Annotated in this window: 24 protein-coding genes and 1 pseudogene; 10 read left to right on the forward strand and 15 right to left on the reverse strand. The window is 60.3% G+C overall.

The genetic code is table 11. From position 1 onward, the window contains the following. Window positions 1-410: 410 nt before the first annotated feature. From AC5YUO_RS10570 to AC5YUO_RS10600, 7 genes are all read right to left on the reverse strand, one after another. The gene (locus AC5YUO_RS10570; protein ID WP_496153269.1) at window positions 411-1,403 is read right to left on the reverse strand and encodes an ABC transporter substrate-binding protein; all 993 of its coding nucleotides are present in this window, start codon (window positions 1,401-1,403) and stop codon (window positions 411-413) included. 21 nt (window positions 1,404-1,424) lie between these two features. After that, window positions 1,425-2,297, reverse strand: a complete 873-nt coding sequence (locus AC5YUO_RS10575) for an ABC transporter permease (protein WP_496153270.1) — start codon at window positions 2,295-2,297, stop codon at window positions 1,425-1,427. Then, entirely contained in the window at window positions 2,294-3,169 is an 876-nt protein-coding gene (locus AC5YUO_RS10580) for an ABC transporter permease (protein ID WP_496153271.1), read from the reverse strand. The genes AC5YUO_RS10575 and AC5YUO_RS10580 overlap by 4 nt, the downstream gene beginning before the upstream one ends. A 222-nt stretch (window positions 3,170-3,391) precedes the next feature. Then, window positions 3,392-4,186: an ABC transporter ATP-binding protein gene (locus AC5YUO_RS10585; RefSeq protein ID WP_496153272.1), complete on the reverse strand. Its 795-nt coding sequence runs from the start codon at window positions 4,184-4,186 to the stop codon at window positions 3,392-3,394. Next, the gene (locus tag AC5YUO_RS10590) at window positions 4,183-4,626 is read right to left on the reverse strand and encodes an NUDIX hydrolase (protein ID WP_400819509.1); all 444 of its coding nucleotides are present in this window, start codon (window positions 4,624-4,626) and stop codon (window positions 4,183-4,185) included. Before AC5YUO_RS10590 ends, AC5YUO_RS10585 begins: the two co-directional genes overlap by 4 nt. Continuing rightward, the gene (hydA, locus tag AC5YUO_RS10595; RefSeq protein ID WP_496153273.1) at window positions 4,623-6,080 is read right to left on the reverse strand and encodes a dihydropyrimidinase; all 1,458 of its coding nucleotides are present in this window, start codon (window positions 6,078-6,080) and stop codon (window positions 4,623-4,625) included. Before hydA ends, AC5YUO_RS10590 begins: the two co-directional genes overlap by 4 nt. A gap of 277 nt (window positions 6,081-6,357) precedes the next feature. Continuing rightward, the gene (locus AC5YUO_RS10600) at window positions 6,358-7,605 is read right to left on the reverse strand and encodes a Zn-dependent hydrolase (RefSeq protein WP_496153274.1); all 1,248 of its coding nucleotides are present in this window, start codon (window positions 7,603-7,605) and stop codon (window positions 6,358-6,360) included. Window positions 7,606-7,865: 260 nt separating this feature from the next. On the opposite strand from AC5YUO_RS10600, the gene rutR reads away from it, so the two are divergent. From rutR to AC5YUO_RS10615, 3 genes and pseudogenes are all read left to right on the forward strand, one after another. Next, window positions 7,866-8,507, forward strand: a complete 642-nt coding sequence (gene rutR, locus AC5YUO_RS10605; protein ID WP_003520582.1) for an HTH-type transcriptional regulator RutR — start codon at window positions 7,866-7,868, stop codon at window positions 8,505-8,507. Between the two features lie 254 nt (window positions 8,508-8,761). Next, window positions 8,762-9,085: pseudogene (locus AC5YUO_RS10610) on the forward strand (DUF2325 domain-containing protein); the annotation flags it as partial. Beyond that, on the forward strand, window positions 9,066-9,359 hold the full coding sequence (locus AC5YUO_RS10615) for a hypothetical protein (RefSeq protein WP_496153275.1): 294 nt from the start codon (window positions 9,066-9,068) through the stop codon (window positions 9,357-9,359). The pseudogene AC5YUO_RS10610 and the gene AC5YUO_RS10615, both read left to right, overlap by 20 nt. Window positions 9,360-9,504: 145 nt before the next feature. Here AC5YUO_RS10615 and AC5YUO_RS10620 read toward each other — a convergent pair whose 3' ends face one another. The 4 genes from AC5YUO_RS10620 to uppO form a co-directional block, all read right to left on the reverse strand. Next, window positions 9,505-9,900, reverse strand: a complete 396-nt coding sequence (locus AC5YUO_RS10620; protein ID WP_496153276.1) for a DUF423 domain-containing protein — start codon at window positions 9,898-9,900, stop codon at window positions 9,505-9,507. Further along, window positions 9,897-10,298, reverse strand: a complete 402-nt coding sequence (locus AC5YUO_RS10625; RefSeq protein ID WP_400819495.1) for a globin domain-containing protein — start codon at window positions 10,296-10,298, stop codon at window positions 9,897-9,899. Before AC5YUO_RS10625 ends, AC5YUO_RS10620 begins: the two co-directional genes overlap by 4 nt. A 320-nt stretch (window positions 10,299-10,618) precedes the next feature. Beyond that, window positions 10,619-10,915, reverse strand: coding sequence for a nucleotidyltransferase family protein (locus AC5YUO_RS10630; protein WP_496153277.1), 297 nt, complete (start codon window positions 10,913-10,915; stop codon window positions 10,619-10,621). 38 nt (window positions 10,916-10,953) lie between these two features. Continuing rightward, window positions 10,954-12,369, reverse strand: coding sequence for a polysaccharide biosynthesis phosphomannomutase UppO (gene uppO, locus AC5YUO_RS10635; RefSeq protein ID WP_496153278.1), 1,416 nt, complete (start codon window positions 12,367-12,369; stop codon window positions 10,954-10,956). Window positions 12,370-12,627: 258 nt separating this feature from the next. Here uppO and uppM point away from each other — a divergent pair, with 258 nt between their 5' ends. Beyond that, complete coding sequence (gene uppM, locus AC5YUO_RS10640; RefSeq protein ID WP_496153279.1) at window positions 12,628-14,256, forward strand: polysaccharide biosynthesis protein UppM; 1,629 nt, start codon at window positions 12,628-12,630, stop codon at window positions 14,254-14,256. A gap of 23 nt (window positions 14,257-14,279) precedes the next feature. Here the strand turns inward: uppM and AC5YUO_RS10645 are convergent, their stop codons facing one another. Beyond that, on the reverse strand, window positions 14,280-14,489 hold the full coding sequence (locus tag AC5YUO_RS10645; protein WP_003509414.1) for a hypothetical protein: 210 nt from the start codon (window positions 14,487-14,489) through the stop codon (window positions 14,280-14,282). Between the two features lie 245 nt (window positions 14,490-14,734). Between AC5YUO_RS10645 and uppL the strand changes: the two genes are divergently transcribed. Both uppL and AC5YUO_RS10655 read left to right on the forward strand, forming a co-directional pair. Next, complete coding sequence (uppL, locus tag AC5YUO_RS10650) at window positions 14,735-15,535, forward strand: polysaccharide biosynthesis UDP-hexose transferase UppL (RefSeq protein WP_496154841.1); 801 nt, start codon at window positions 14,735-14,737, stop codon at window positions 15,533-15,535. Between the two features lie 177 nt (window positions 15,536-15,712). After that, window positions 15,713-15,961 (forward strand): hypothetical protein, encoded by a 249-nt coding sequence (locus AC5YUO_RS10655; RefSeq protein WP_400819484.1) that lies wholly within the window; start codon window positions 15,713-15,715, stop codon window positions 15,959-15,961. A 24-nt stretch (window positions 15,962-15,985) separates the two neighbouring features. Here the strand turns inward: AC5YUO_RS10655 and uppJ are convergent, their stop codons facing one another. Together uppJ and uppH are read right to left on the reverse strand one after the other, a co-directional pair. Beyond that, entirely contained in the window at window positions 15,986-16,930 is a 945-nt protein-coding gene (gene uppJ / locus AC5YUO_RS10660) for a polysaccharide biosynthesis UDP-hexose transferase UppJ (protein ID WP_496153280.1), read from the reverse strand. Window positions 16,931-16,938: 8 nt separating this feature from the next. Next, on the reverse strand, window positions 16,939-17,850 hold the full coding sequence (gene uppH / locus AC5YUO_RS10665) for a polysaccharide biosynthesis endo-1,4-beta-xylanase UppH (RefSeq protein WP_496153281.1): 912 nt from the start codon (window positions 17,848-17,850) through the stop codon (window positions 16,939-16,941). A gap of 212 nt (window positions 17,851-18,062) precedes the next feature. Here uppH and uppI point away from each other — a divergent pair, with 212 nt between their 5' ends. After that, window positions 18,063-19,130 (forward strand): polysaccharide biosynthesis UDP-hexose transferase UppI, encoded by a 1,068-nt coding sequence (uppI, locus tag AC5YUO_RS10670; RefSeq protein WP_496153282.1) that lies wholly within the window; start codon window positions 18,063-18,065, stop codon window positions 19,128-19,130. 2 nt (window positions 19,131-19,132) lie between these two features. Next, a complete protein-coding gene (gene uppG, locus AC5YUO_RS10675; protein WP_496154842.1) occupies window positions 19,133-20,212 on the forward strand; it encodes a polysaccharide biosynthesis glycosyltransferase UppG in 1,080 nt (359 codons plus the stop codon). Window positions 20,213-20,253: 41 nt separating this feature from the next. On the opposite strand, the gene AC5YUO_RS10680 is transcribed toward uppG, so the two are convergent. Then, window positions 20,254-21,324 (reverse strand): GNAT family N-acetyltransferase, encoded by a 1,071-nt coding sequence (locus AC5YUO_RS10680; RefSeq protein WP_496154843.1) that lies wholly within the window; start codon window positions 21,322-21,324, stop codon window positions 20,254-20,256. A 545-nt stretch (window positions 21,325-21,869) separates the two neighbouring features. On the opposite strand from AC5YUO_RS10680, the gene uppW reads away from it, so the two are divergent. Beyond that, window positions 21,870-23,240, forward strand: coding sequence for a Wzy-type polysaccharide biosynthesis protein UppW (gene uppW, locus AC5YUO_RS10685; RefSeq protein WP_496153283.1), 1,371 nt, complete (start codon window positions 21,870-21,872; stop codon window positions 23,238-23,240). Between the two features lie 174 nt (window positions 23,241-23,414). Beyond that, window positions 23,415-24,194, forward strand: coding sequence for an ABC transporter ATP-binding protein (locus AC5YUO_RS10690; RefSeq protein WP_496153284.1), 780 nt, complete (start codon window positions 23,415-23,417; stop codon window positions 24,192-24,194). Window positions 24,195-24,212 lie beyond the last annotated feature (18 nt).

The raw sequence follows: 24,212 nt of genomic DNA on the forward strand, positions 1-24,212 counted from the left end.
CGAATGTGAAACAAGGGATCACAATACTTCCTTTTCGATCCTCCCGATTCAAACGCCCCTCAACGCGAATCTCAAGCACCTTTGCCTTGTGCTTTTTTTACAAGATCAAATTTGGCAGTCTTGTGGGCGGGACTGTAATTCTTGTTGCCGTGCAAATCAATCCGCATAGCCGCGATGGTTGATATACATTTTTGTATAGGTCGGGATATTGTAATTCGTCAAATGGGTTACCATTACGTGAGGCGGTCTGGAATTCTGAGAACGCCTGGCACGCCGTCACTTCGGGCTCGCCTCGCTAACATTGAAACCTTGGCAGATCCTCGGGTCAAGCCCGAGGATGACGGAGGAGAGGTTGCCGTTCACCAAGATCGCGCGGTCATCGCCGCGCGATCTTATCTTCCCGCCCCAGACTATTTCAGCGCCGCGTCGGTGATTTCGGTGGTGTAGGCGCCGGATGGTTCCTTGGTGATCACAGGATCGGAGCCGCCGCCGAGCAGGGTCTTCACCGTGCGTTCGTAATCGGCCTTGTCGAGCGCGCCCTTCGAGCCGGCGGTGAGCTTGGCCACTTCGCCCATCATGCGCTTCTGGTGTTTTTCGGTCTGCGCGCCGGAGGCGTCGTTTTCGAGAACGATACCGGCGGCATCGTCAGGGTTTTCTTCCGCCCATTTCCAGCCTTTCATCGAAGCGCGGACGAATTTGACCATGTCTTCCTTGAACTTCGCATCCTTGAGCTTGTCTTCGAGAACGTAAAGCCCGTCCTCCAGCGTCGCCACGCCTTCGGCCTCGTATTTGAAGGTGACGAGTTCCTCCGGCTTGATGCCGGCATCGATGACCTGCCAATATTCATTATAGGTCATGGTGGAAATGCAGGCGGCCTGTTTCTGCAGCAGCGGATCGACGTTGAAGCCCTGCTTGAGAACGGTCACGCCATCGGCCCCACCGGTGGTCGGGATTTTCAGGTGCGCCATCCACGACAGAAACGGATATTCATTGCCGAAGAACCAGACGCCGAGCGTCTTGCCCTTGAAATCATCCGGCTTGGTGATGCCGGTTTCTTTCAGGCAGGTCAGCATCATGCCTGACGATTTGAACGGCTGGGCGATGTTGACGAGCGGCACGCCTTTTTCGCGCGTCGCAAGGGCGGACGGCATCCAGTCGACAATGACGTCAGCACCGCCGCCGGCCAGAACCTGCGCGGGCGCGATATCCGGGCCGCCGGGCTTGATATCGACATCGAGGCCTTCGGCTTCGTAGAAACCCTTGTCCTTGGCGACGTAATAACCGGCGAACTGCGCCTGGGTGACCCATTTCAGCTGCAGGGTGATCTTGTCGGCGGCCTGGGCTCCGAATGCGGTCAGGACTGACGCACCGGCAAGAAGCATGGATGCAAGTTTCATTTTCATCGCTGTTCCCTTTTTCGTTATTTACGTTCGTCCCCCACGGACGGACGGATGCCAGAAGGTGACGGCACGCTCCGCGAGCGCCACCAGACCGTAAAAGCCCGAACCTGCGAGCGCCGCCACGGCTATCTCGGCCCAGACCATATCGACATTGCTGCGGCCCATTTCCGCCGAGATGCGGAAGCCCATGCCGACGATGGGCGTGCCGAAAAACTCCGCCACGATGGCGCCGATCAGGGCCAGTGTGGAATTGATTTTCAGCGCGTTGAAGATGAAGGGCCAGGCGGCGGGCAGGCGCAGCTTCACCAATGTCTGCCACCAGCCGGCAGCATAGGTGCGCATCAGGTCGCGTTCCATGTGGCTGGAAGCGGCAAGCCCCTGCACCGTGTTCACCAGCATGGGGAAGAACGTCATGATGACAACGACGGCGACCTTCGACTGCCAGTCGAAACCGAACCACATGACCATGATCGGCGCGATGCCGACCACCGGGAGGGCGGAGACGAAATTGCCGATGGGCAAGAGCCCGCGCTGCAGGAAGGGCGAGCGATCGATGAGGATGGCGACGGCAAAGCCGAGGCCGCAGCCCAGCACATAACCCGTCAGTACCGATTTGAGGAAGGTCTGGCGGAAATCCGCCCAGAGGATCGGCAGCGAACCGAGAAGCCGGGTGAGGATGGCGCTCGGGGCCGGCAGCAGGATGGGCGGAACGGAAAAGCCGCGCACGACGCCTTCCCAGAGCGCCACAATGGCAAGGCCGAAGAGGAGAGGCACGGCGATGCGGCTGATGCGCTTTCCCGAGGAGGAGGTGAAGTTGCGCCGCACCAGCCATTCGTTGAAGGCCCAGGCGGCAAGCCAGAACAGGATCGCGCCGATAAACCAGAAGGGGTTCGTCATGGCCGTGCTCCCATTCTTTTCAGCACGGCGGCGTGGGCGATGCCGATGATCGACACCAGCAGGGCCGCAACACCGGCGGCCATGAACAGCGCTGCCCAGATCTGCACCGTCTGGCCGTAATAGGAGCCGGAGAGAAGCCGTGCGCCGAGACCAGCGACCGCGCCTGTCGGCAATTCCCCGACGATGGCGCCGACCAGCGCGATGGCAATGGCGATCTTCAGCGAGGTGAAGAGATAGGGCAGCGCCGAGGGCCAGCGCAGCTTCCAGAAGATCTGCGCCGGTGAGGCATTATAGGTGTGCATCAGGTCGAGCTGTAGGGTTTCGGGGCTTCTGAGGCCCTTCACCATGCCGACGACGATGGGGAAAAAGGAGAGATAGGTGGAAATCAGCGCCTTGGGCAGAAGCCCGGAAATGCCGATGGAGTTCAAAACGACGATGATCATCGGCGCGATGGCGAGGATGGGGATCGTCTGGCTGGCGATGATCCACGGCATGACGGAGCGATCCATGGCGCGGTTATGGATGATGGCGACGGCAAGCAGGATGCCGAGGACGGCGCCGATGGCGAAGCCGAGCAGGGTGGCCGAAAGCGTGATGCCGGCGTGGTAGATCAGGCTGCGCTTGGAGGTGATGGCCTTGTTGACGGTGGTGTCCCAGAGTTCGGCGGCGATCTGGTGCGGGGCGGGGAGGACCGGGCGTTCCTGGGCGAAGGTTTGCGGCAGGAGTTCGAGGAAACCCGGCGTCTGGCCCGCGCGGGTGGCCTGGTCGCGGGCGAAGGGCATGTTGAGGTAAATGACGGCGAGGTGCCAGAGGATGAGGATGGCGAGGAGGACGGTGAGGATGGGGAGGATGCGGTGGCGGAGGAGGGTCATTGCAGCGTCCTCCGAGGGTGGGGGTTACGCGTGCTCTGAGAGTGACGCTTACCCCCCTCTGTCCTGCCGGACATCTCCCCCTCAAGGGGGGAGATCGACTCGCGGATAGGTCTCGCCCATCTCGACGCTTGAGAATGAAGCGGTGGGAGGGCGCCTTGCCGATCTCCCCCCTTGAGGGGGAGATGCCCGGCAGGGCAGAGGGGGGTATTCCTGGCGCTGACCTCACCCCTCATAGCCATGCCCCGCCTTCAACCCCTCACGCACGCGGTGCGCAATGGCCAGAAATTCCGGCGTCTCGCGAATCTCCAGCGGCCTTTCCCGCGGCAGCGTGGATGTGATCACATCAGTCACTCTTCCCGGCCGCGGCGACATGACGACGATCTTGGTCGAGAGGTAGACCGCTTCGGGAATGGAATGGGTGACGAAACAGATGGTCTTGCCGGTCGTATCCCAGAGCTTCAGCAGCTGTTCGTTCAGATGATCGCGCACGATCTCGTCCAGCGCGCCGAAGGGCTCGTCCATCAGAAGCAGGTCGGCATCGAAGGCGAGTGCGCGGGCGATGGAGGCGCGCTGCTGCATGCCGCCGGAAAGCTGCCAGGGATATTTCTTGCCGAAGCCGGTGAGGTTGACGAGATCGAGCGTGCGATCGATGCGCTCACGCTGCTCGGCCTTGCCATAGCCCATGATTTCAAGCGGCAGCGCGATGTTCTTTTCGATGCTGCGCCAGGGATAAAGTGCGGCGGCCTGAAAGACGTAACCGTAGGAGCGGTCCTTGCGGGCGTTTTCCGGCGTCGTGCCGTTCACGGTGATCTCGCCGGATGTGTGTTTTTCAAGATCGGCGATGACCCGCAGGAAGGTGGTCTTGCCGCAGCCGGAAGGGCCGATGAAGGAGACGAAGTCGCCTTTTCCCACATCCAGATCGACATTCGACAGGGCGTGGACCGGGCCATCCCCCGTTTCGAAGGTGAGGCCCAGTTTTCTGGCGGAAACGACGGAATAGGGAGAGGCCTGGTTCATCTTGGCTGATTGTCGCTTTCCGTGAGCGCTGCGCGCGCCAGCGGCAGCATCTGGGTTTCCGTAAGCTTGGCGATCATCACGTCCGGGTCGCGGTCGAGATCGAGCCAGCGCACTTCCTCTATCTCCGCCTGCGGGGCGACATCCGTATAAAGCCTCGCGATAAAGGCATGGGCGACGACGTCGGCGCCGGTTTCATTGGCGGCTTCCTCGCGGAAGACGCCCTCATAGCGGGCCGCATTCTTGGGCAGCGTCAGGCCGATTTCCTCGGCCAGCTCGCGGTGCAGCGCCTGTTCCGGCGTTTCGCCCGGATCGATCTTGCCACCCGGTTGCATGAATTGCGTGGTGCCGCGCTTGCGCACGACCAGCATCTGCCGCCGCTCATTGAGGAGAACGGCTGCGGCGATGACGATTTCCCGTTTCGGCCCGGCGCTCACGGTCATACACCCGATGCCGGAATGCCGCTGCGCTCCACCTTGCGCGGCGCGACGAGTTCCTTCCAGGTGGAGAGCGCCCGGCTGACGGCGGGATAGGGATCGCGGGCGATGAACTGACCGTGGCCCGGTTGCGTTTCGATGGTGGCCTCCTCGACGCTGACGAGGCCGCGCGACAGGGTGTAGCGCGGCAGGCCCTTCACCTTCTGTCCTTCGAACACGTTGTAATCGATGGCCGATTGCTGGTTCGCCGCGCGGATGGTCTTTTCCAGCGCCGGATCCCAGACGACGATATCGGCATCGCTGCCGACGAGGATTGCGCCTTTTCTCGGATAGATATTGAGGATCTTGGCGATGTTGGTGGAGGTGATGGCAACGAATTCGTTCATCGTCAGGCGGCCGGTCGCCACGCCATGGGTCCAGAGCAGCGGCATGCGATCCTCCAGCCCGCCGGTGCCGTTCGGTATCTTGCGGAAATCGCCAAGGCCGAAGCGTTTCTGCTCGGTGGTGAAGGCGCAATGGTCGGTCGCCACGCATTGCAGCGAGCCGGAGGCGAGACCCGCCCAGAGGCTATCCTGATGCTGCCGGTTGCGGAAGGGCGGCGACATCACGCGGCGGGCGGCGTGATCCCAGTCGGCATTGGCATATTCGCTCTCGTCGAGGATCAGGTGCTGGATCAGTGGTTCGCCATAGACCCGCATGCCGTTTTGCCGGGCGCGGCGGATCGCTTCATGCGCCTGCTCACAGGAGGTGTGGACGACATAAAGCGGGGCGCCGGCCATATCGGCGATGATGATGGCGCGGTTGGTGGCCTCGCCTTCCACGGAGGGCGGTCGGGAATAGGCATGCGCCTCCGGCCCGATATTGCCTTCCGCCATCAGTTTTTCCTGCATCTGCGCGACGATATCGCCGTTTTCCGCATGCACGAAGGGAATGGCGCCCAGTTCGGCGCAGCGCGAGAAGGAGGCGAACATCTCGTCGTCATTCACCATCAGCGCGCCCTTATAGGCCATGAAGTGCTTGAAGGAGTTGATGCCTCTTTCCCGAACCACCGTCTTCATCTCGTTGAAGACCTGCTCGCCCCACCAGGTGACGGCCATGTGGAAGGAATAATCGCAATTGGCGTGCGTCGCCTTGTTGTCCCAGCGTTGCAGGGCGTCCAGAAGCGACTGGCCGGGCTCCGGCAGGCAGAAATCCACCACCATGGTGGTGCCGCCGGCCAGTGCCGCGCGCGTGCCGCTCTCGAAATCATCGGCGGAATAGGTGCCCATGAAGGGCATTTCCAGATGCACGTGCGGATCGATGCCGCCGGGCATGACGTAACATCCCGTCGCGTCCAGCACCGTGCCGCCGGTCAGATCGGGTCCGATCTCGGTGATCTTGCCGCCTTCGATTTTCACGTCGGCCTTGTAGGTGAGGTCGGCGGTGACGATGGTGCCGTTTTTGATGATGGTGGCGGTCATTGGTGTTTCTCCTCAGGCTTACCTGGAAGTTCGCTGTGAGTGAGAGGCGGCATGACGATTGCAAAGCTGCTGCAATTCGCGCGATTTCCTCCCTCATCCCTGTGCTCGTCACAGGGATCCAGCCAGCCCAAGTCCTTGGGCTGAGAAGAGTCCTCTCGTCGCGCAGACGCGCGTCGGCTGGATTCCTGTGACGAGCACAGGAATGAGGGTGAGAGGTGATGCCGGGGAGAAGGTGGCCCGAAGGGCCGGATGAGGGGGTCTGGCCTCGTGGGCACGATCATTCCACGATCTCCGCAGTCTCCAGCACCGCATGCAGCAGCACATCGCAGCCGGCGGCCGCCCATTCCGGCGAAATCTCTTCCGCTTCGTTGTGGGAAAGCCCGTCCACGCAGGGGCAGAAGATCATGGTGGAGGGGGCGACCCTTGCGGTCCAGCAGGCGTCATGGCCGGCGCCGGAAATGATGTCCATGTGGCTGTAGCCCAGTCTTTCGGCAGCGGAGCGCACGCGGCCGACCAGCACGGGATCGAAGGTGACGGGATCGAAATGACCAATGGCTTCGATCGAGCAGCCGACGCCGAGTTCTTCGGCGATCTGCGGCACCTCGCGTTCGAAGATGGCGCGCATGCTGTCGAGTTTCGCCTGCGAGGGGGTTCTGAGGTCGATGGTGAAGACCACCTTGCCGGGCAGCACGTTGCGGGAATTGGGCGTGAAGATCATCTGGCCGACGCCGGCGACAGCGCCCGGCTGGTGGGCCATCGCCACCTCCTGCACCTTTTCGAGAATGCGGGCGGCGGCCAGGCCGGCATTGACGCGCATGGCCATCGGGGTGGAGCCGGTGTGGGCTTCCTTGCCGGTCAACGTCACTTCCAGCCACCACAGGCCCTGGCAATGGGTGACGACGCCGATCTGTTTGCCTTCCGCCTCCAGAATCGGCCCCTGTTCGATGTGATATTCGAAATAGGCGTGCATTTTGCGCGCGCCCACCTCTTCCTCGCCCAGCCAGCCGATGCGTTTCAGTTCTTCGCCATAGGTCTTGCCGTCGGTATCGGTGCGGCCATAGGCGTAATCGAGATCGTGAATGCCGGCGAAGACGCCGGAGGCCAGCATGGCCGGGGCAAAGCGCGCGCCTTCTTCATTCGACCAGTTGGTGACGGTGATCGGGTGTTTGGTTTTTATGTTCAAGTCATCAAGGCTGCGGACCACTTCCAGCCCGGCCAGCACGCCAAGCACGCCATCGAACTTGCCGCCGGTCGGCTGGGTGTCGAGATGGCTGCCGATATAAACGGGAAGCGCATCCGGGTCCTCGCCGGGGCGGGTGGCGAACATGGTGCCCATGCGGTCGACGCCCATTGTCAGACCCGCCGCCTCGCACCAGCGCTGGAACAGGCTTCGGCCTTCCGCATCCTCATCCGTCAGCGTGCGGCGATTATTGCCGCCGGCAATGCCGGGGCCAATCTTCGCCATATCCATCAGACTATCCCACAGACGGTCGCCATTGACCGTCAAGTTCTTACCCGCCGTCATGCAGTGTCGTCCTCACCTGTTTTGTTTTTATCGATGCAAAGCTTGTGCCGTTCCCTTTTTTGCCGGTTAAGATAACAGCCATTGCCTAAAGATGGCGATGGGGGATAAATTGACCGGCTGGTAAACATTGCAAATTCGCAGCGATGTCAGCAAGGGAATTTCGTGACGAATCGCACTAATTTTGCCTAAACTGTACGCGTCGATTATTTTTTAAGCATACTGTAGCGGCAATTGCATTGAAAAGAAACAGAGAGCTGAGAATGGCCATACCGCGCGCAGCGAAAACACAGAAGCGGACCCGCATTCAGGAAGAAAAGCAGGAAGCGATTCTTGAAGCTGCGCTCAGTGTTTTTTCCACAAACGGGTTTCGCGGTTCCACCATCGACCAGATTGCCGAGGCCGCCGGCATGTCGAAACCGAACGTGCTTTATTATTTCCGCACCAAGGAGGCGATGCATCGCGCGCTGATCGAGCGGGTGCTGGACACATGGCTCGACCCGTTGCGCGCTTTCGACGCGGAGGGCAATCCCGAAAGCGAAATCCGCTCCTATATTCGCCGCAAGCTGGAGATGTCGCGCGATTTTCCGCGTGAGAGCCGGCTCTTCGCCAATGAAATCCTGCAGGGCGCGCCGCATATCGAAGATGAGCTGAAAGGGCCGCTGAAACAACTGGTGGATGAAAAGGCCGAGGTGATCCGTGCCTGGGTGAAGGCCGGGCGGATGGCAAAATGCGATCCCTATCACCTGATTTTTTCGATCTGGTCGACCACCCAGCATTATGCGGATTTCGATGTGCAGGTGCGGGCGGTCTTGGGTGAGAAGAATGGCGGCGAGGGCCGTTTTGAGGATGCGGCCCGGCATCTGGAGCAGCTTTTCATGGGCGGATTGCGGATAAACGGCTGAACGGGGCCGTTCTCGCGAATATGTGATCGATTCTTTATGTCAAAACATGAGGAAAATTATCACCTTTATACTTTACTCCAAAACTCATCTTTATTATGGTGCCGGCATCCCGAACGTCCGGGGCATTGAAAAATCAACCGGCAGGTGAGGGAATGGCGCGCAAGGAAAAGAAGAAGGCCGAACGTGGCGGCAAGCAGGGCAAGGGCGCTCCCCAGACCGAGCGGGATGTGGCCGAACAGCAGCTTTCCGGTCCGAAAAGCTTTCTTTATGTCGGCGGCCGTGACTGTCAGGTTGCGCATCTTCGCCAGATCGCCAGCAATTTCGGCGCGGAGCTCATTCATCACGATGGCGGCCTGCGTGAAGCCGTCTCCCGCATCGATACCGTGCTTCCTTCCGTCGACTGCGTTTTCTGCCCGATCGACTGTATCAGCCACGATGCGTGTCTGCGGGTGAAGTCGGGTTGCAAGAAATTCGGCAAGACGTTCATTCCGCTGCGCAATGGCAGCAAATCCAGTCTGGAGCGGGCGCTGCAGACGATGAATGAACGGACCTCCAGCGATGAGCGACGAGCGCAATAATTTCCATGATGAAAATCCAGCGATGGCAGAGGCCTGCCGCGTGGAACTGCACAAGATGGCCGAGCAGGCTGCCGATCCGGCGCTGACGGACATCTATGAAATCATCGGTGAACGCGAAAGGCGCAACCGCCTTGCCAGAAGCGGCGGCAATGTCGTGACCTTTCCCTATCTGCGCACCCGCCAGCCGGGTGAAACGCCGTCCTTCGAGATTGGCGCGGCGGCCGAAGAGGGCCGCAATATCCTGTCGTTTCGCTGGACGCGGCGCAGGGGCTGAAGCCTCTCCGTCGTCATCCTCGGGCTTGCCCGGAGGGTTCACAATTTCCGTGGTCCATGGATCCTCGCCTCAGGGGCGAGGATGACGCCGAGTGCGAGGTAAGCGCCGCACGCAATATGCGTCAAAACGCGGGTTGTCTAAAAAATCAAACTTTCGGCTTCAGGAACGCTCCCGCGCACAGCACCAGCCATCCGACGATCATGCCGAGGCCGCCGGTGGGCGCAGCATAGGGAAACAGGCTGTGGCCGGAAAAATGCCTGGTGACGAGATCGCCGACAAAGACCGCGGTGCCGAGGCCGAGGATCAGGCCCGCCGGAATGGCGGTTCTGATGCGATCCGCGCCGATATGCAGCGCCACCAGCACCGGCGCATGCGCCAGCGCCATGGCCGAGGCATTGCCGAGCATATAGGTTTCGCCGGTATGGGTGGCGGCGGCGGCAAGCATGACGCCGGCAGCGCCCAAAAGGCCGCCCAGCAACAGAATGAAGGCCCGCAATCTTGCAGGGGGCAGGCTTGCGATGGTCGCGCTCTGCATGGTCATTGGCTATCCGCCTCCTGGTTCTGCATGTGAAAGGCGAGCCGTTCCACCGGCGCCCAGATGATGTCGCGCAGCTTCACGTTCTCGATCGTCTCGTCCATGGCGCGGCGGAAGCAGAGCAGCCATTCATCCCGCTCGGCGGGGCCGATGGGGGCGACGAAATGGCGCCGCCGCAACATCGGATGGCCGTGTTTCTCGACATAAACGGGCGGTCCGCCAAGATATCCCGTCAGATAATCGTAAAACTTCGCCTCGCTGCCGGAAAGATCGGCGGGATGGATGGCGCGGCAGCGCGCTGCCTCCGGCAGGGTATCCATCAATTCGTAGAAGCGCCGGGTCAGCGCCCTGACGGTCGCATCGCCACCGATCGCTTCATAAAGGGTAATGGTCTCGCCGCTCATCGTCCGCCTCCTTCGACCCTGCGGTCCTTATCGCTCTGCGAAGCGGGAAGAGCAACAGGGCAATGGCGGGGTGCGACATTTGCGACACGAGATTTCGCGTTTCGATTTTCCGTCATTCCGGCCTTGTGCCGGAATCCAGCCAGCCCAAGTCTTTGGGCTGAAAAGACTCTCTCGCCGCACAGACGTGCGTCGGCTGGATTCCGGCGCAAGGCCGGAATGACGGAAGAGGCGATGTTGAGGTACTCAATGCGAAATCATTGGCGACATTATAGACTCACAACCAGATAAAGTCGGAACCGGCCCGACCCTGCGTCTGGTCATCAAAATATCCGTACGGCGGATTGCTCGATGTCATTCCGGAGCAACGGGTGCAGGCTGTTGCGTGTCGTCACGTCGACTTCCACGGCCAATTCTTCTTCCAGAAACTGCTTGATACCGACGAGATCGAGCAACGAGAAACGGCGGCTCGGATCATAGTCGATGAAGATGTCCAAATCGCTTGAGGCAAAGGCCTCATCGCGGGCCGTCGAACCAAAAAGATAAAGCGACGTCACGCCCATGCTTTTCACTGCATGGGCGTGTCGCTTGAGTTTCCTGATTGCGTCCATTCTTCTCATGCGCGCAGCTTACACCATCGCGTATGCGGCATCCACTCTCACCCGAAATTACGGATGAGATCGAGCCCCTTGTTCAAAAGCGTTTCGGCCTCATCCTGATTGGCCGCTTCGACGTAGCAGCGCATTTCGGGAGCATTGCCGGAAGGGCGGAAATGGATGGTGCTGCCGTCGGTCAGCGCCACGCGCAGGCCGTCGATGTCGCTCAGCGCCTTCACGGTGCCGACCGGTGCGAGGAAGGCGTCGAGATTGTTCCGCGAGGCGCGCAGATGCGTCATCAGGGCGGCGCTTTTTTCCTGCGCGAAATTTTCCAGGCGGTCGGCGGCGGCGACCGGCAGGTTATAGGCGGCGGCGATCTGCGACAGCGGCTTTTTCTGTTCTGCCGAAAGAAGCAGTACGGCGAGGATGGGCAGGAAGCTGTCACGCGTCGGCAGCGGCGAAAGCGCCCTGCCGTTCAAGGTGAAGGCGGAGGCCGTCAGCAGGCCGCCATTGGCCTCGAAGCCCATGACGCCGTTCTTGCCGGCGGCGAGCGCCTCAGCCATGCCCGCGATGACGAAGGGCGAGCCGACTTTGGTGCGGATGACGTCGAAGGAGCCGCTCCCCTCGATGCCGGAATTGGAGGTGACGGGGGTGACGACCACGCCGGCGCCAAGGAAATTGGCGGTGATGAGGCCGATGAGGTCGCCGCGCAGCGGCACGCCGTTTTCATCGGTCAGCAGGGGACGGTCGCCGTCGCCATCGGCGGAAACGATGGCGTCGAGACCGTGCTCCGGCGACCATTTCTTGAGAAGGGCCAGCGTTTCCGGCGAGACCGCCTCGGTATCGACGGGGATGAAGGTTTCGGAGCGGCCGAGCGGAACGACCTCCGCACCATAATGGGCGAGAACATCGACAAAGAGATCGCGCGCCACGGTGCTGTGCTGGTAAACGCCGATCTTGAGGCCGGAGAGCGCCTTTTCCGGCAGCAGCGCGATGTTGCGCTCGTAGAAAAGTTCGGCTGCGGTGGCGGAATGGTCTTCGGCCGTCGCCGCCTCGTCGCTGATGCCTTCCGCCTCGATTTCGGCCGCAAGGGCTGCGATCGCCGTCTCGTCCTGCTTGTCGATTTCGCCATCCGGGCGGTAGAACTTGATGCCGTTGCGGTCGGCCGGGATATGCGAGCCGGTGATCATCAGTGCGCCCGCCTTCAGCGACAGGCCGTAAAGCGCCAGCGCCGGCGTCGGCACCGTGCCGCAATCGAACGGGGTCAGGCCGGCTTTTTTCAGCGCGGCGATGCAGGTGGCGGAAACATCCGGGCTCGAATCGCGAAAATCGCGGCCGACGAGAATGGGATCGCCCGCCTTTGCCTGGCCCGATGTGAGAAGGTGCCTTGCAAATGCCGTGGCATAGACGGCGGAGGCTTTTCCTTTCAGATCGACGGAGAGGCCGCGAAGACCGCTCGTTCCGAATTTCAGGCTCATTGCAAACTCCGTTTCGATAAAATCTTTGAGGGGCAAATGGATAATGTAAAAATATAACGGTTGAAAGAACCGTATCGATCCATTCAAGTCAATCATCCCTTTCAACGTGGCCGCGAATAGGCGATGATGGCGGGAACGAATGCGGGTAACCTAAAATTCACCCGTCATATTTAAACTTGTCCGTCGATAGCGGCTCTGGCGACGATGGGAATCCTCTGTTGCCGGCCTTTTTGTGGTTCGTTCGAGTTGGATTGGCTGATGTACAGGCTTCAAAAGGCGGGACATAAGCAGGCACGTCCGCTCGATGAAAAAACGGCGCCTGCCGCGAGAACCCATGGTTCCCTGCTGGACGATCTGGTGGATGAGGACGAGGTTTTCGAGCGCACGGTGCTGAAGGAGCATCTTGAGCCCAAACCGGCGGCGGCCGCCGCCGAGCCGGCTGCGGCCGAGACGCCGGTGAAGGCGACCTCGCCAAGCGGCAGTCTCGCGGCAGCGCTGCCGGGCCTGAAATATATCGACAGGATCGGTGTGGATGACGTCATCCTCTGGCTTCGCCGGGGCATCGTCTGGATCGTGCTGGCGATTATTCTCTGCGTCGCCGGCGCACTCACCTACGCCTATATGACGCCGCCGCGCTACAAGGCCTATACGGATATCGTCGTTAATCCCTCCAACCTGAATGTCGTCAATGACGGGGTGTTTTCGCCCAACCAGCAGCGGGACACGCAGATCCTCGAGGTGGAAAGCAAGCTGCGCACCATCACCTCGCGCAACGTGCTGGCGCGGGTGGTGGACGAGTTGAAGCTCGATCAGGACCCCGAATTCATCAGCCCGCCGCCGCTTGCCCGGCTGAAGGCGATGTTCTCATCGAAACCTGATGATGATGACAACCGCGTCGGCGCGCTTCGTTCGCTCGGCGACCGGGTGGCGGCGGAACGCGATCCGCGCTCCTTCGTGGTCACGCTTTCTGTCTGGACCAATGACGCGGAAAAATCCGTGACGGTGTCAAAGGCCATTGTGAAGGCCTTCGAAAGCGAGCTGTTCCAGACAAACTCCGACAGCAGCCAGCGTGTCGTCGACGATCTCAAGAAGCGGCTCGAGGAAATGCGCGAGAATGTCACCGCCGCCGAAAAGCGCGTGGCCGATTTCCGCCGCGAGAACGGGCTGCAGGAAAATAATGGCCAGCTCGTCAGCAATCTCGCCTCCGGCGAATTGAATGCGCAGGTGCTTGCCACCCAGCAGCGCCTCATTCAGGAGGAATCCCGCCTGAAGCAGATGGAGGCGGCGATTGCCCAGAACCGCACACAAAGCGACGCCATCTTCGACAGCCAGACGATGAACACCATTCGCGCCCAATACAGCACGCTGCAGCAGCAGATCGGCGCGATGACGCTGACCTATGGCGCCCGTCATCCGCGTCTCGCAACCGCCGGCGCGGAGCGGGCGATGCTGGAACGCGGCATGGCGGATGAGGCGCGGCGCATCCTGCAGGCGGCCAAGATCAATGTCGCCGAAGCGCGTTCCTCGCTCGATGCGCTCAGATTGAAGGCCGTGGCGGAGCGGGCCAATGTCTTTACCGATAATGAGGCGCAGGTGCGGCTGCGCGATCTCGATCGCGACGCCCGCTCGGCGGCGGCGATCTATGAGACTTACCTCACCCGCTCGCGCCAGCTTGCCGAACAGCAATCGATCGATTCCACCAATGTGCGGGTGATTTCGCAGCCGGTAGCGCCCAATTCCCGAAGCTGGCCGCCGGGCAAGCTGACCTTCCTGATTGCCGGCGGCATGGGCGGCCTGTTCCTCGGTCTGGCGATTGCCGTGGCGCTCGGCCTCTGGGGGTATCTGCGGCGGGACGATCACGCGCAAGCAGCGGCGCGTTATGCCTGATCCGGGAGCGTCTGCCTGCCGGCTTATTCTTCCGAGATAAGGCCGTCATAAACCTCGAGCAGGGCGGCGGCGATGGCGGCGCCCAGCGCATTGCCCGCATCGCGAATGCCGGCCTCGTCGCCGTCGCGCACCGAAATGGCCAGATCGGAGGCTTCGTTGGCGACGATTTCCTTTGCCCGTTCTATCGCCCAGAGGCCGAAATCGCCGCGATTGTCGATCGAGATTGTTTCCATGGCGAAGACCTTTCCGTGGTTTGATGTCGTGGTCCCTTACCCCACCGGCGGGAAAACCGGAATAGGCGACAGGAGTGGCGCACAACCTTCAGGCGTGTAAAATGCCCGCGACATACCGGGATTTATAAAAATATTAATGATAGTTCTTCGTAGTGTCTGAAGCCTTATACCCTATGCATAAGCGTGAACATAACAATGAAACGATGCCTATCTTGGACACCGGACAGATCATGACAGGGAGAGAGATGCCGGATGTGGGAGCGCCAGGCCAGGTCTGGCCGGTCATTCCCCTTGCGGCGTTGCCCATCACTGACGCGACCATCGATGAAACGGCGCAGGATTTCATTCTGCGCGCGACGAGCGAGCGCGTGGCCGGTGCAAGACCGTTTTATTCGACCTCGGCGAACGGCCAGGTCATTGCGCTCTGCCATCACGACCGGGAATTCGACGCCATGCTGCGGCAGGCGGACCAGATTCACGCCGATGGCATGTCGCTGGTGATTTTCTCCCGCAAGTTCTGCCGGCAGGCGCTGAGGGAACGGGTCGCAACGACCGACCTCGTGCACGCGGTCGCCAGGCGCGCCGAAGAAACGGGCAGCCGGTTTTATTTCCTCGGCGGTTCGGAAGAGGTGAACCGCGCGGCTGTGGAAGAAATGCAGACGCTCTATCCGCGTCTCGTATTTTCGGGGCGGCGCAACGGTTATTTCAGCCGGGCCGAGGAGGAAGCGATCCTCGCCGATATCGCCGCGTCGAAAACGGATATTCTCTGGGTCGGCTTCGGCATACCGCTGGAGCAGCGTTTCGTCTCGCGCAATCTGGACAGGCTTTCCGGTGTTGCCGTGATCAAGACCTGCGGCGGCCTTTTCGATTTCCTCGCCGGCAAGAACAGCCGGGCGCCGCAATGGATGCAGGATATGGGGCTGGAATGGCTCTACCGGGCGATGCTCGAGCCGAAGCGTCTTGGAAAACGGTACCTGCTGACCAATCCGATCGCCATATATTCGCTGCTGAAACATCGCTTCGGGGCGCCGGGTCAGGGCGGTTAAAGCTGCGGCGAGCCTCTTCCGCAGCAGGCATATCGCATTGCATCACTTACATCAGTTTTCCCTAACTTATTGAGGAAACGGGCTTTGCTGCGGAAATTCGTTGCAACTGCGAAGGAGCGCGCTACACTGTCCCAATATTAGAAATTTATTCGAATCAGAGATATTTTGGGGACACCCATGGTGATTACGTCCATTTCTCTTTTCATATATGGAATTGGCACCGCCGCCTCTCTCGCCATGACCTATATCGAAGGTGCACGCCGCGACAAGAGCTGGGATTTTTACCGGGTGACCGGCATTGTCCTTTGTTTCTTCTGGCCGGTGCTGGTGCCGCTCCTCGTTCTTGCGACGGCCTTTTCATCGCTCGGTTTGCAGAAACGGCGCATGAACCCGCTGTCGTTTGGCCGGGAAAAGACCCTCAGCTAACCCCGTGGCGGGAACGATTGTGGGTCAACTCTTCTTCGCCGGAGCCTTATAGGGCGTGAGCGTTATTCCGAGGCTTGCCATCACACGGCCGATGGACATCAGCGGCGGATGTGTTGCGGGCAGGAATGTGCCGGTTTTCAGCCCGGCGGAAACGGCGCGCACCAGAGACAGGCACAGGCTGACGGCATTTTTGGCGGCGAGAAGCAGCCCGCCTTTCAGGCCGGGGCGGCGGGCGCGGTCGATGCTGTAATTGATGATGCCGGTGCGGAGCGAGCGCTCCATGATCCAGCGCGGCGCCATGCGGCTTTCCGGCACATATTCGATGATGACGGCGCGCGCATTCCAGGCAAACTTAAAGCCGGCCTTGCGGCAGCGGGTGAAGAAATCCATGTCGCCGCCGCCGAGGAAGTTGAACTGCACGTCGAATTCCGGCTTCGGTAGCGTTTCGAACACCCGCCGCGCGATCAGGCAATTGCCCGATCCGTGGATTTGCTCGACCGGGCCGGTCGGTGCTTCGATGGAGCCGAACAGCGGATGGGATAAAACCGCCTTGGAAGCCGGTGCGTCGAATTCGCGGTTGACCGGTCCGCCGACGATATCGACGCCGAAGGATTTTGCCGCCGAGACCATTTCCGCAAGCCAGGCCGGGGAGGCGGCCTCGTCGTCATCGATCATCAGGAACCACTCAGCCGAGGGATAATTCTGCCGTGCGGTGCGGAAGGCCGTGTTGATGGCGTAACAATTGCCCTGGGTCGGTTCCACCAGTGCCTGACCCGCCATGCCGCTTTCGGCAAAAAAGGCGCGCGCGACGGCAAGGCCCTGCTGGCCTGCGCCATCATTATCGACCACGACGACGGCGAAGGAAAAATCGACCTTCTGGGCTGCGAGCGATGCAAGCGTCTTTTTCAGGCCTTCCGGCCGGCGGAAACTGGGAATGCACACCACCGCTTCCGGCAGGATCTCGGGCATGGAAACTCCTAAATTCCGGCCAGTGCGGCGGCGGAAAAGACCACGGCCCTGAGGCTCTGGCGCGGGCGGTTGAGGATGGTATCGGCAAGCGCCGAGAATGCTTCGCGGTAACGGCGGGCGCGGAAGGCCTGCGCGACGGTATAGGCATTCATGTGGTTTTCGGACCGGTGGCGAAGCCGCCGCAGTTCCTGCGGGGAAATGGCGGCGACGATGGCGGGATCGGAAAACACGGCTTCGATGGCCGGTTCGCAGTCGCGAAAGGTCAAGAGCCTGTTCATCATCACGCTCGTTCTGTGCACGCGGTAGTCGAGCACATGGCAGCCGGGCAGATAGACAAAACGGCCGGCGGCGGCCAGTCGGCACCAGCCATACCAGTCTTCCGCATAACGCAAGGTCTCGTCGAAACCGCCGAAATCCTGAAAGATGCGGGTTCTGACCAGCATGATGCCGCCATTGACGATGAAGTTGCCGCCCAGCAGTGGCTGGAGAATGAAACCGTCAGGCTTTTCCCGGCGGCGGATGAGGTTGCGCCGGCCGATCTTTGTGCCGTTTTCGTCGATGCGCTCATAATCGCCGTAGACGGCGACGACATCAGGGCCGGAGATGCCGGCGCACAAAGCCGCGATGGCGCCCGGTTTCAGGCGGTCATCGGCATCGAGAAACATCGTCCATTCGCCGCGGGCCTGCGACAGGCCGAAATTGCGAACGGCCGAAACGCCCTGCCTTCCCTGCGGCCGGGCCAGCAATTTGACGCGCGGATCGGAAAACCCTTCCACCCTTTGCGCGGTGGCGTCGGTGGAGCCGTCATCGACGACAAGCACTTCGCGGATGGTCTCACCCTGCAGCAACACGCTTTCGATCGCTTCCACGATGTAACGCTCGCCATTGCGAACGGGAATGACAATCGAAACGGAGACCAAGCTTTTCAACTCCATGAGGGGCGGGCCAAGCATTCTCACAGTGAAGTTACTACCGCATTAAGCGGGCCTCACCAATTATGACGTGGTATAGCGTCGGTTAACCTTGCAAATCTTTAATATCCTTTTGGCATGATTGGAATGTTATGTTTTGAGAATGAGCGCGCGGTGCGTCCTTTCGGATGCCGGCGCGCCGGGGTTGCGGAGGCGGGTTGATGCGGATCGGGCGGCGGAATTTTCTGGGCGGTGCGGCAAGCGCTGGCCTGTTGCATGCCGTGGCCGGCCCGGCCTTTGCCGCGCAGAAAAAAGCGGCGATCAAAACCGCCCCTTATGGCGCCGCCGTCTACCTGCCTGATCTTACCGCCGATAGCCGCATCGGCGATGCGGTGGTGAAATATTGCTCGCGCATCACCCCCGTCACCGAAATGAAATGGGAGGTGATGCGGCCTTCGGCAGATGTGTTCGATTTCGCCGCTGCGGACGCACTCGCCAACTTCGCGCGCCAGCACAAGCTTTCCATGCATGGCCATCCGCTGGTCTGGTATGCCTCCAACGCGCCGTGGCTTGCCAGTGTTGGCGGCGCGAAGGTCGAGAAGCTGATGGAGACCCATATCGTCACGGTGATGGAACGTTATAAGGACGTGATCCACAGCTGGGACGTGGTCAACGAACCGATCCCCGACGTGCCTGCCAATGTGCGTGCGCGGCGCGATGCCTGGTATTATGGCGCCGGGCCTGACGCCATCAAGAAGGCTTTCGACATTGCCCATGCGGTCGATCCGAAGGCGCAGCTCGTGCTCAACGAATATGATGTGGAATTTGCCGCCGAGAAATCGCCGGCCAAGCGTGCGGCCTTCCGCAATCTCATCCTCGAACTGCTCGAAAAGGGTGCGCCGATCAACGCCGTCGGGCTGCAGGGGCATCTGCGCGGCGGCTGGCCCATCGCCAAGGACGAACTTGCCGCCTTCACGACGGAAATGCGCGGTTACGGTCTTGCGGTTCTGGTGACGGAACTCGATGTGATGGACCAGACGCTGCCCGCACCGGAGGCCGAACGCGATATGCTGATCAATGGCCAGGTCCGCGAGTTTCTGGAAGCGGCTTCGGCGGGCGGTTCGCTTTCCTCCATCACCACATGGGGCATTTCGGATCAATATAGCTGGATCCGCTGGGCCTATCCGCGCCGCGACGGCACGGCCAACCGGCCGCTGCCGCTCGACTGGAGTTTCAACGAAAAACCCATGATGGCCGTCATCAATGAATTCCGGAACCGTGGTGCATGACTATGAATGCTGAAATGCCGCTTCCTCCCGTGCAGAAGGCGTTGCAAATCAACCTGCACCCCTTCGATGCCCCGCATGCGGCCCTTACCCTGCCGCATCAGCTCAGGGTCTGGGGCGGGCAGGTGGACCGTATTCTCCTGACTGTCGATACGGGCCAAGTCGGTGCCGGCCGATACAAGGGCAATGGTTTTGACGCGGCGCGCCAGCGTCTCTTCGACATGCTGGAGGAAATGCAGACCAATTATCCGCATCTGCATGTGGATATCGTCGATTACAGCGATGCGGCGCGCGGCGCGGTGACGCAGACCTTCTTTCCCCGCTCGCCGATATCCTATCCGGCCAAGGCTTTCGATGGCGGGCCTTTCCATGTCTATTTCTACGGGCTGAAACGCGCCAATGCCCGTTATGTGCTGCACATGGACAGCGACATGATGTTTGGCGGCGGCAGCCAGAGCTGGTTCGGCGAGGCGGTTGCGTTGCAGAAGGCCAATCCGGATGCGCTGTGCATCACGCCCTTTTCGGGACCGCCGACGGTGCGTGGCGATCTCGATATTTCCCGCCATGTCGGCATGCCCGGCGTGAAGAATATTCCTGCGCCGCGCAAGCTGCCGTCGCGTATTCCCACCTGGCGTTTCGCCACCGTGTCCACCCGGCTTTTCATGATCGACATGGACCGTTTTGCAAAACGCATCGGCTCGCTGGAATTGCTGAGGCCCGATGTCAAACGGCGCATCCGCTCCTACGCCTATAACCAGCAACCGGTGTCGATGCCCGCCGAGGAGGTGCTGAGCACGAACATGATGCGCACCGGTGTCTATCGCCTCGATTTTCTCGGCACGGGCAAGGGCATGTATTCTCTGCATCCGCCCTATCGCTCGCCGGAATTTTATGCGGCGCTCGCCTCCATCGTCGAGCGCATCGAAAAGGGCGATATTCCCGAAGGCCAGCTCGGTGATTTCGATATCAACGGATCGATGGTGGACTGGACCAGCGCATTGGCGGCCAAGACGCGCTCCAAACGCTATGCGAAAGCGTTGCGCCATCTCATCTCGGCCAATGTCGGGCGGTTCAGCAAGGCTTGAGGGTTTTCGTCCGTCTTCCGTCGTGAGGCCGGGCGGGGGACTCAATAGTCGGTGATGAGCTTGCTCCAGCTTTCCGAGCACAGCCCGCCAATATAGATGTCGCCGGCCAGCGCTTTTACCCGCAGGGCGTCATCCCGTGTCGCCATGCAGAAATAACCGTCGTGGCGGAAGCTCATGTGGTTCTGGCGGTAAAGCGCGTTGATGAGAAAGGGCTGCGCCATGCCGGTGACATGGGCATAGTTCTCGTCATCGAAATGGCGGAACAGGGTGTTGAGGACATCGTTTTCACAACCGGCATCGCAGACGAGATTGAGCACATAGGCCGTTTTTCCCCGCTGGCCGAAAAACAGCGCGGCACCCATGACATGGCCTTCGGCATTCTCGATCGTCAGGCCTTTCAGGTCGCCGAGGCTTTCATTGGCCCGGCTCATCTCTGTCAGCCAGTGGAACTCCTCATGGGACCATTCCGGACGGATGGAAAAACGCTCGATCATCGCGAGCGCCCTGCGGCGGAAGGTTTCGTAGTCCACCGGTCTCACCACGGCGCCGGCGACCTCCTGCGGTCTCAGACCCTTTTTCCATCGCCGCAGGAGCCCATCCACAAATCCGAGCGTGGTCAGGGCAAGCGTGGTTTTGGCCAGTTTCGAACGGCGCGGCATGCGCAAAGCGATGGTGCAGAAGGGCTTGAGCGCCTTGTGCCATTGCAGGCTTTCAATCGGCAACATGTTGCCGCCGGTCGCCACCCAGTGATCGGCGCTGACGGGTGATGCCGTGTCCGAGAACAACATGTCGTGTTTCGAGGCCCGCATGCCCCGGGACAGCCGCGCGGCCCCGAGCGCGCCACGTTTTCCGTCCGATGCGAAGGCGCAGAGCAGCCTTGCGGTAATGGTTTTTCCATTCGCGACGAAGCGCATGGGCACGGCGAGAATGACGCTGGTGACCCCGTTTTCCCCGGCATCGTAGACAACGCTGCCGTTTTCCGGACTGAAAGCGGGGCTGCCGAAAAACAGTTTTTCGATATAGGCGCGGAAATCGAAGTTCCGTTCCTGCCCGGTCTTCTTGAAAGCGCTGTTGAGCACGGCTTCGACCGCCGGGACGTCTTCCCTGCGCATGGGGCGGATGCCGGACACACCGATTTGAACCGGGCGTTGTGTCAACTGACCGCTGTCGCCATCGTCCATATGGGTGTGTATCGGAACGTCCACCGTCGGCCCCCACCTTTTTGCGTATTGACGAAATCAACCATAGGCAGCGTATATTTGAATGTCTTAATATAGATATAAAACCCGCATTTCGGTCGGGAATGAAATGTCCAAAAAAAGATAAATCTGTTTTATATCAGTTATTTAATTGAATTTTTCTGCATTATTTGAGGTTAACAAAATATACTTAAGTAAGCAACCGATGGATGAAATTGGGAGCATTTTTTATGGACGCTTTTTTGGGGTTTTGAAGCTTAGCCTCTAAAAGCGGCTGCTTTGTCCTTCGTCTCCAGCTTCCGACCTCCTGAGGAAAAGCGCACAATCGTGGTGCTATTTCCCCGTGCATCGCGAATAACTAAAAAATAGGATTTGCGCGGGATATTCGTATTATCGAATATGCGAAGCACGAGTTTCAATGCGGGCGGCTTCAGGAAAGAGGGAGAGAAAAACCCCTTATGGATGCAGCGCATGGCGAACAGGGCCGGGGCTACTGGCGGGACGCGTTGTTTTACGTGACGTTCCTGTTTTTCACGGTCGGCTTTTCACCCTATATCTCGCTCTCATCGACCTATCAGGGCTCCGCCATGGCGGCCGGGTCCAACCTGCTCAACCAGTTGACCGCGATCATCCTGTTTTTCAGTTTCCTCGCCTTCATGGCGAAGGAACGGTCGTTTTCCATCCTCTTCATGCCGCGCCTGCTGATGGCGGCGATTTTCGGCTGGTTTGTGCTGACGTCGCTGGCGGGCGAAGCGCCGCTGTTTTCGCTGAGGCGGTTGGTCATGTGCGCGATTATCTGCGTGCTTGCCGGCGGTTTCCTGCAATTGCCGCGCACGGAACGGCATTTCACGACCTTGCTTGCCATATGCGCCATGTTCATCCTGTTCCTGTGTTATTTCGGGATCATCGTCTTGCCCTCGCGCTCGATCCATCAGGCCAGCGATGCGCTGGAGCCGCTTCTGGCGGGAGACTGGCGCGGGGTTTTCCGCCATAAAAACGAAGCCGCCTCGGTCATGGCGGTGCTGATCATCGTCGGCATTTATCTCTGCAAGCGCTGGTCCTTCATCGGTGGGCTGTCGGTGCTGGTGCTGTCGCTGGTCTTTCTCGTCAAGTCGGGCGGCAAGACCGCGCTCGGCCTGATGCCGATCATCATTGCCACAGGCTGGTTCATCCTGCGCTGGCCCCGCTGGCGCTATGCGGTCGTGACCCTGTTTCTGGCGGTTTTCGCGCTCGTGACCGTCGGCACCACGGTCGATCCCGTCTTTTCGCAGATGCTGACGAAGCTGGGGCTCGATGCCAGCTTTACCGGCAGACGGGATATCTGGACCGTCGCCATCGATTACATCCGCCAGAGCCCGCTTCTGGGATACGGCTATCAGGCCTTCTGGCGCAGCGATGCCCTGATGTCGAGTTTCACCGAAAACAATACCTGGGCGACGACCGCACCGGATTCGCATAATGGTTATTTCGACCTTCTGCTGGCGGGCGGCGTGCCGGGTCTGGTGCTGGTGATGGTGTGGATCTATCTCCTGCCACTGCAGTACATCGGCAAAATGAATGACGCCACGCGCAACAGTCCGCTGACGCGGCTTTATGTCGGCGTATGGCTTTACGTGCTGCTCTACGGCTTTCTGGAAACGCTGTTTTTCCTCAGTACGGGCTTCGTCTGGTTCTTCCTAATCGTCGCCGTGATGGGTCTGCATCTGCAGGCCAATGCCAGCCTCGTGGAAGACGAGGCGGAGGGGGAACCGGCGAGAGCCGGCGGTGGAGCGGGCATTGCCCCAGCACCGCTGCGGGGACAGGCTTCCCCTGTCGTTCGCTCCAGCTGATATTTTGAAATGATTTTTCGTTGCAAATATGTAAAAGAGCCGATTGTTGCGCGCGTCTGCGGCTATTTTCGCTAAACATGCGCGGCTCAAGTCTTTGTTATTGTGCACGTCGCACCGCGAAACCCCGGCTATTGGCGTGGCGGCACTCAAAAAACGGATCGGCAAGGTCAATCGATGGCAGATACAGGCGCCTGCGCGCTCGAGGCGGATGACATCCACAAGAGCTTCGGCACGCATGAAGTTTTGAAGGGCGTTTCGCTGCGGGCCCACAAGGGCGATGTCATCTCGATCATCGGGTCTTCCGGCTCCGGCAAAAGCACCTTTCTGCGCTGCATGAATTTTCTCGAAACGCCGGATCGCGGCCGCGTCATCGTCAATGGCGAGGAAATCGCCACGAAAACCGGCCGGGACGGCAAGGCGGTGCCGAAAAGCTGGCGACAGGTGGAAAAACTGCGCACCGGCCTCGGCATGGTGTTCCAGAATTTCAATCTCTGGGCCCATCGCACGGTTCTCGAAAACGTCATCGAGGCGCCCGTTCACGTTCTCGGCGTCAGACGGCAGGAGGCGGTCGAGAAGGCCGAAGCCCTGCTGAACAAGGTCGGGCTTTATGACAAGAAAAACGCCTATCCGGCATTCCTTTCCGGCGGGCAGCAGCAGCGCGCTGCGATCGCACGCGCGCTCTGCATGGAGCCGGCTGTGATGCTGTTCGACGAACCCACTTCGGCGCTCGATCCCGAGCTGGTGGGCGAGGTTCTGAAGGTCATCCGCGATCTGGCCGAGGAAGGCCGCACCATGCTGCTTGTCACCCACGAAATGCGCTTTGCGCGCGATGTGTCCTCGCAGGTCGTGTTTCTGCATCAGGGCCGGGTGGAGGAGGCGGGGCCGCCGGCGCAGGTGTTCGGAAACCCCTTGAGCGAGCGCTGCCGTGAATTCACCGGCGCGCTCGCCCATTGACCTATTTGCCTGACAGTT

This window comes from Agrobacterium sp. LEGMi-208b (assembly GCF_059511785.1).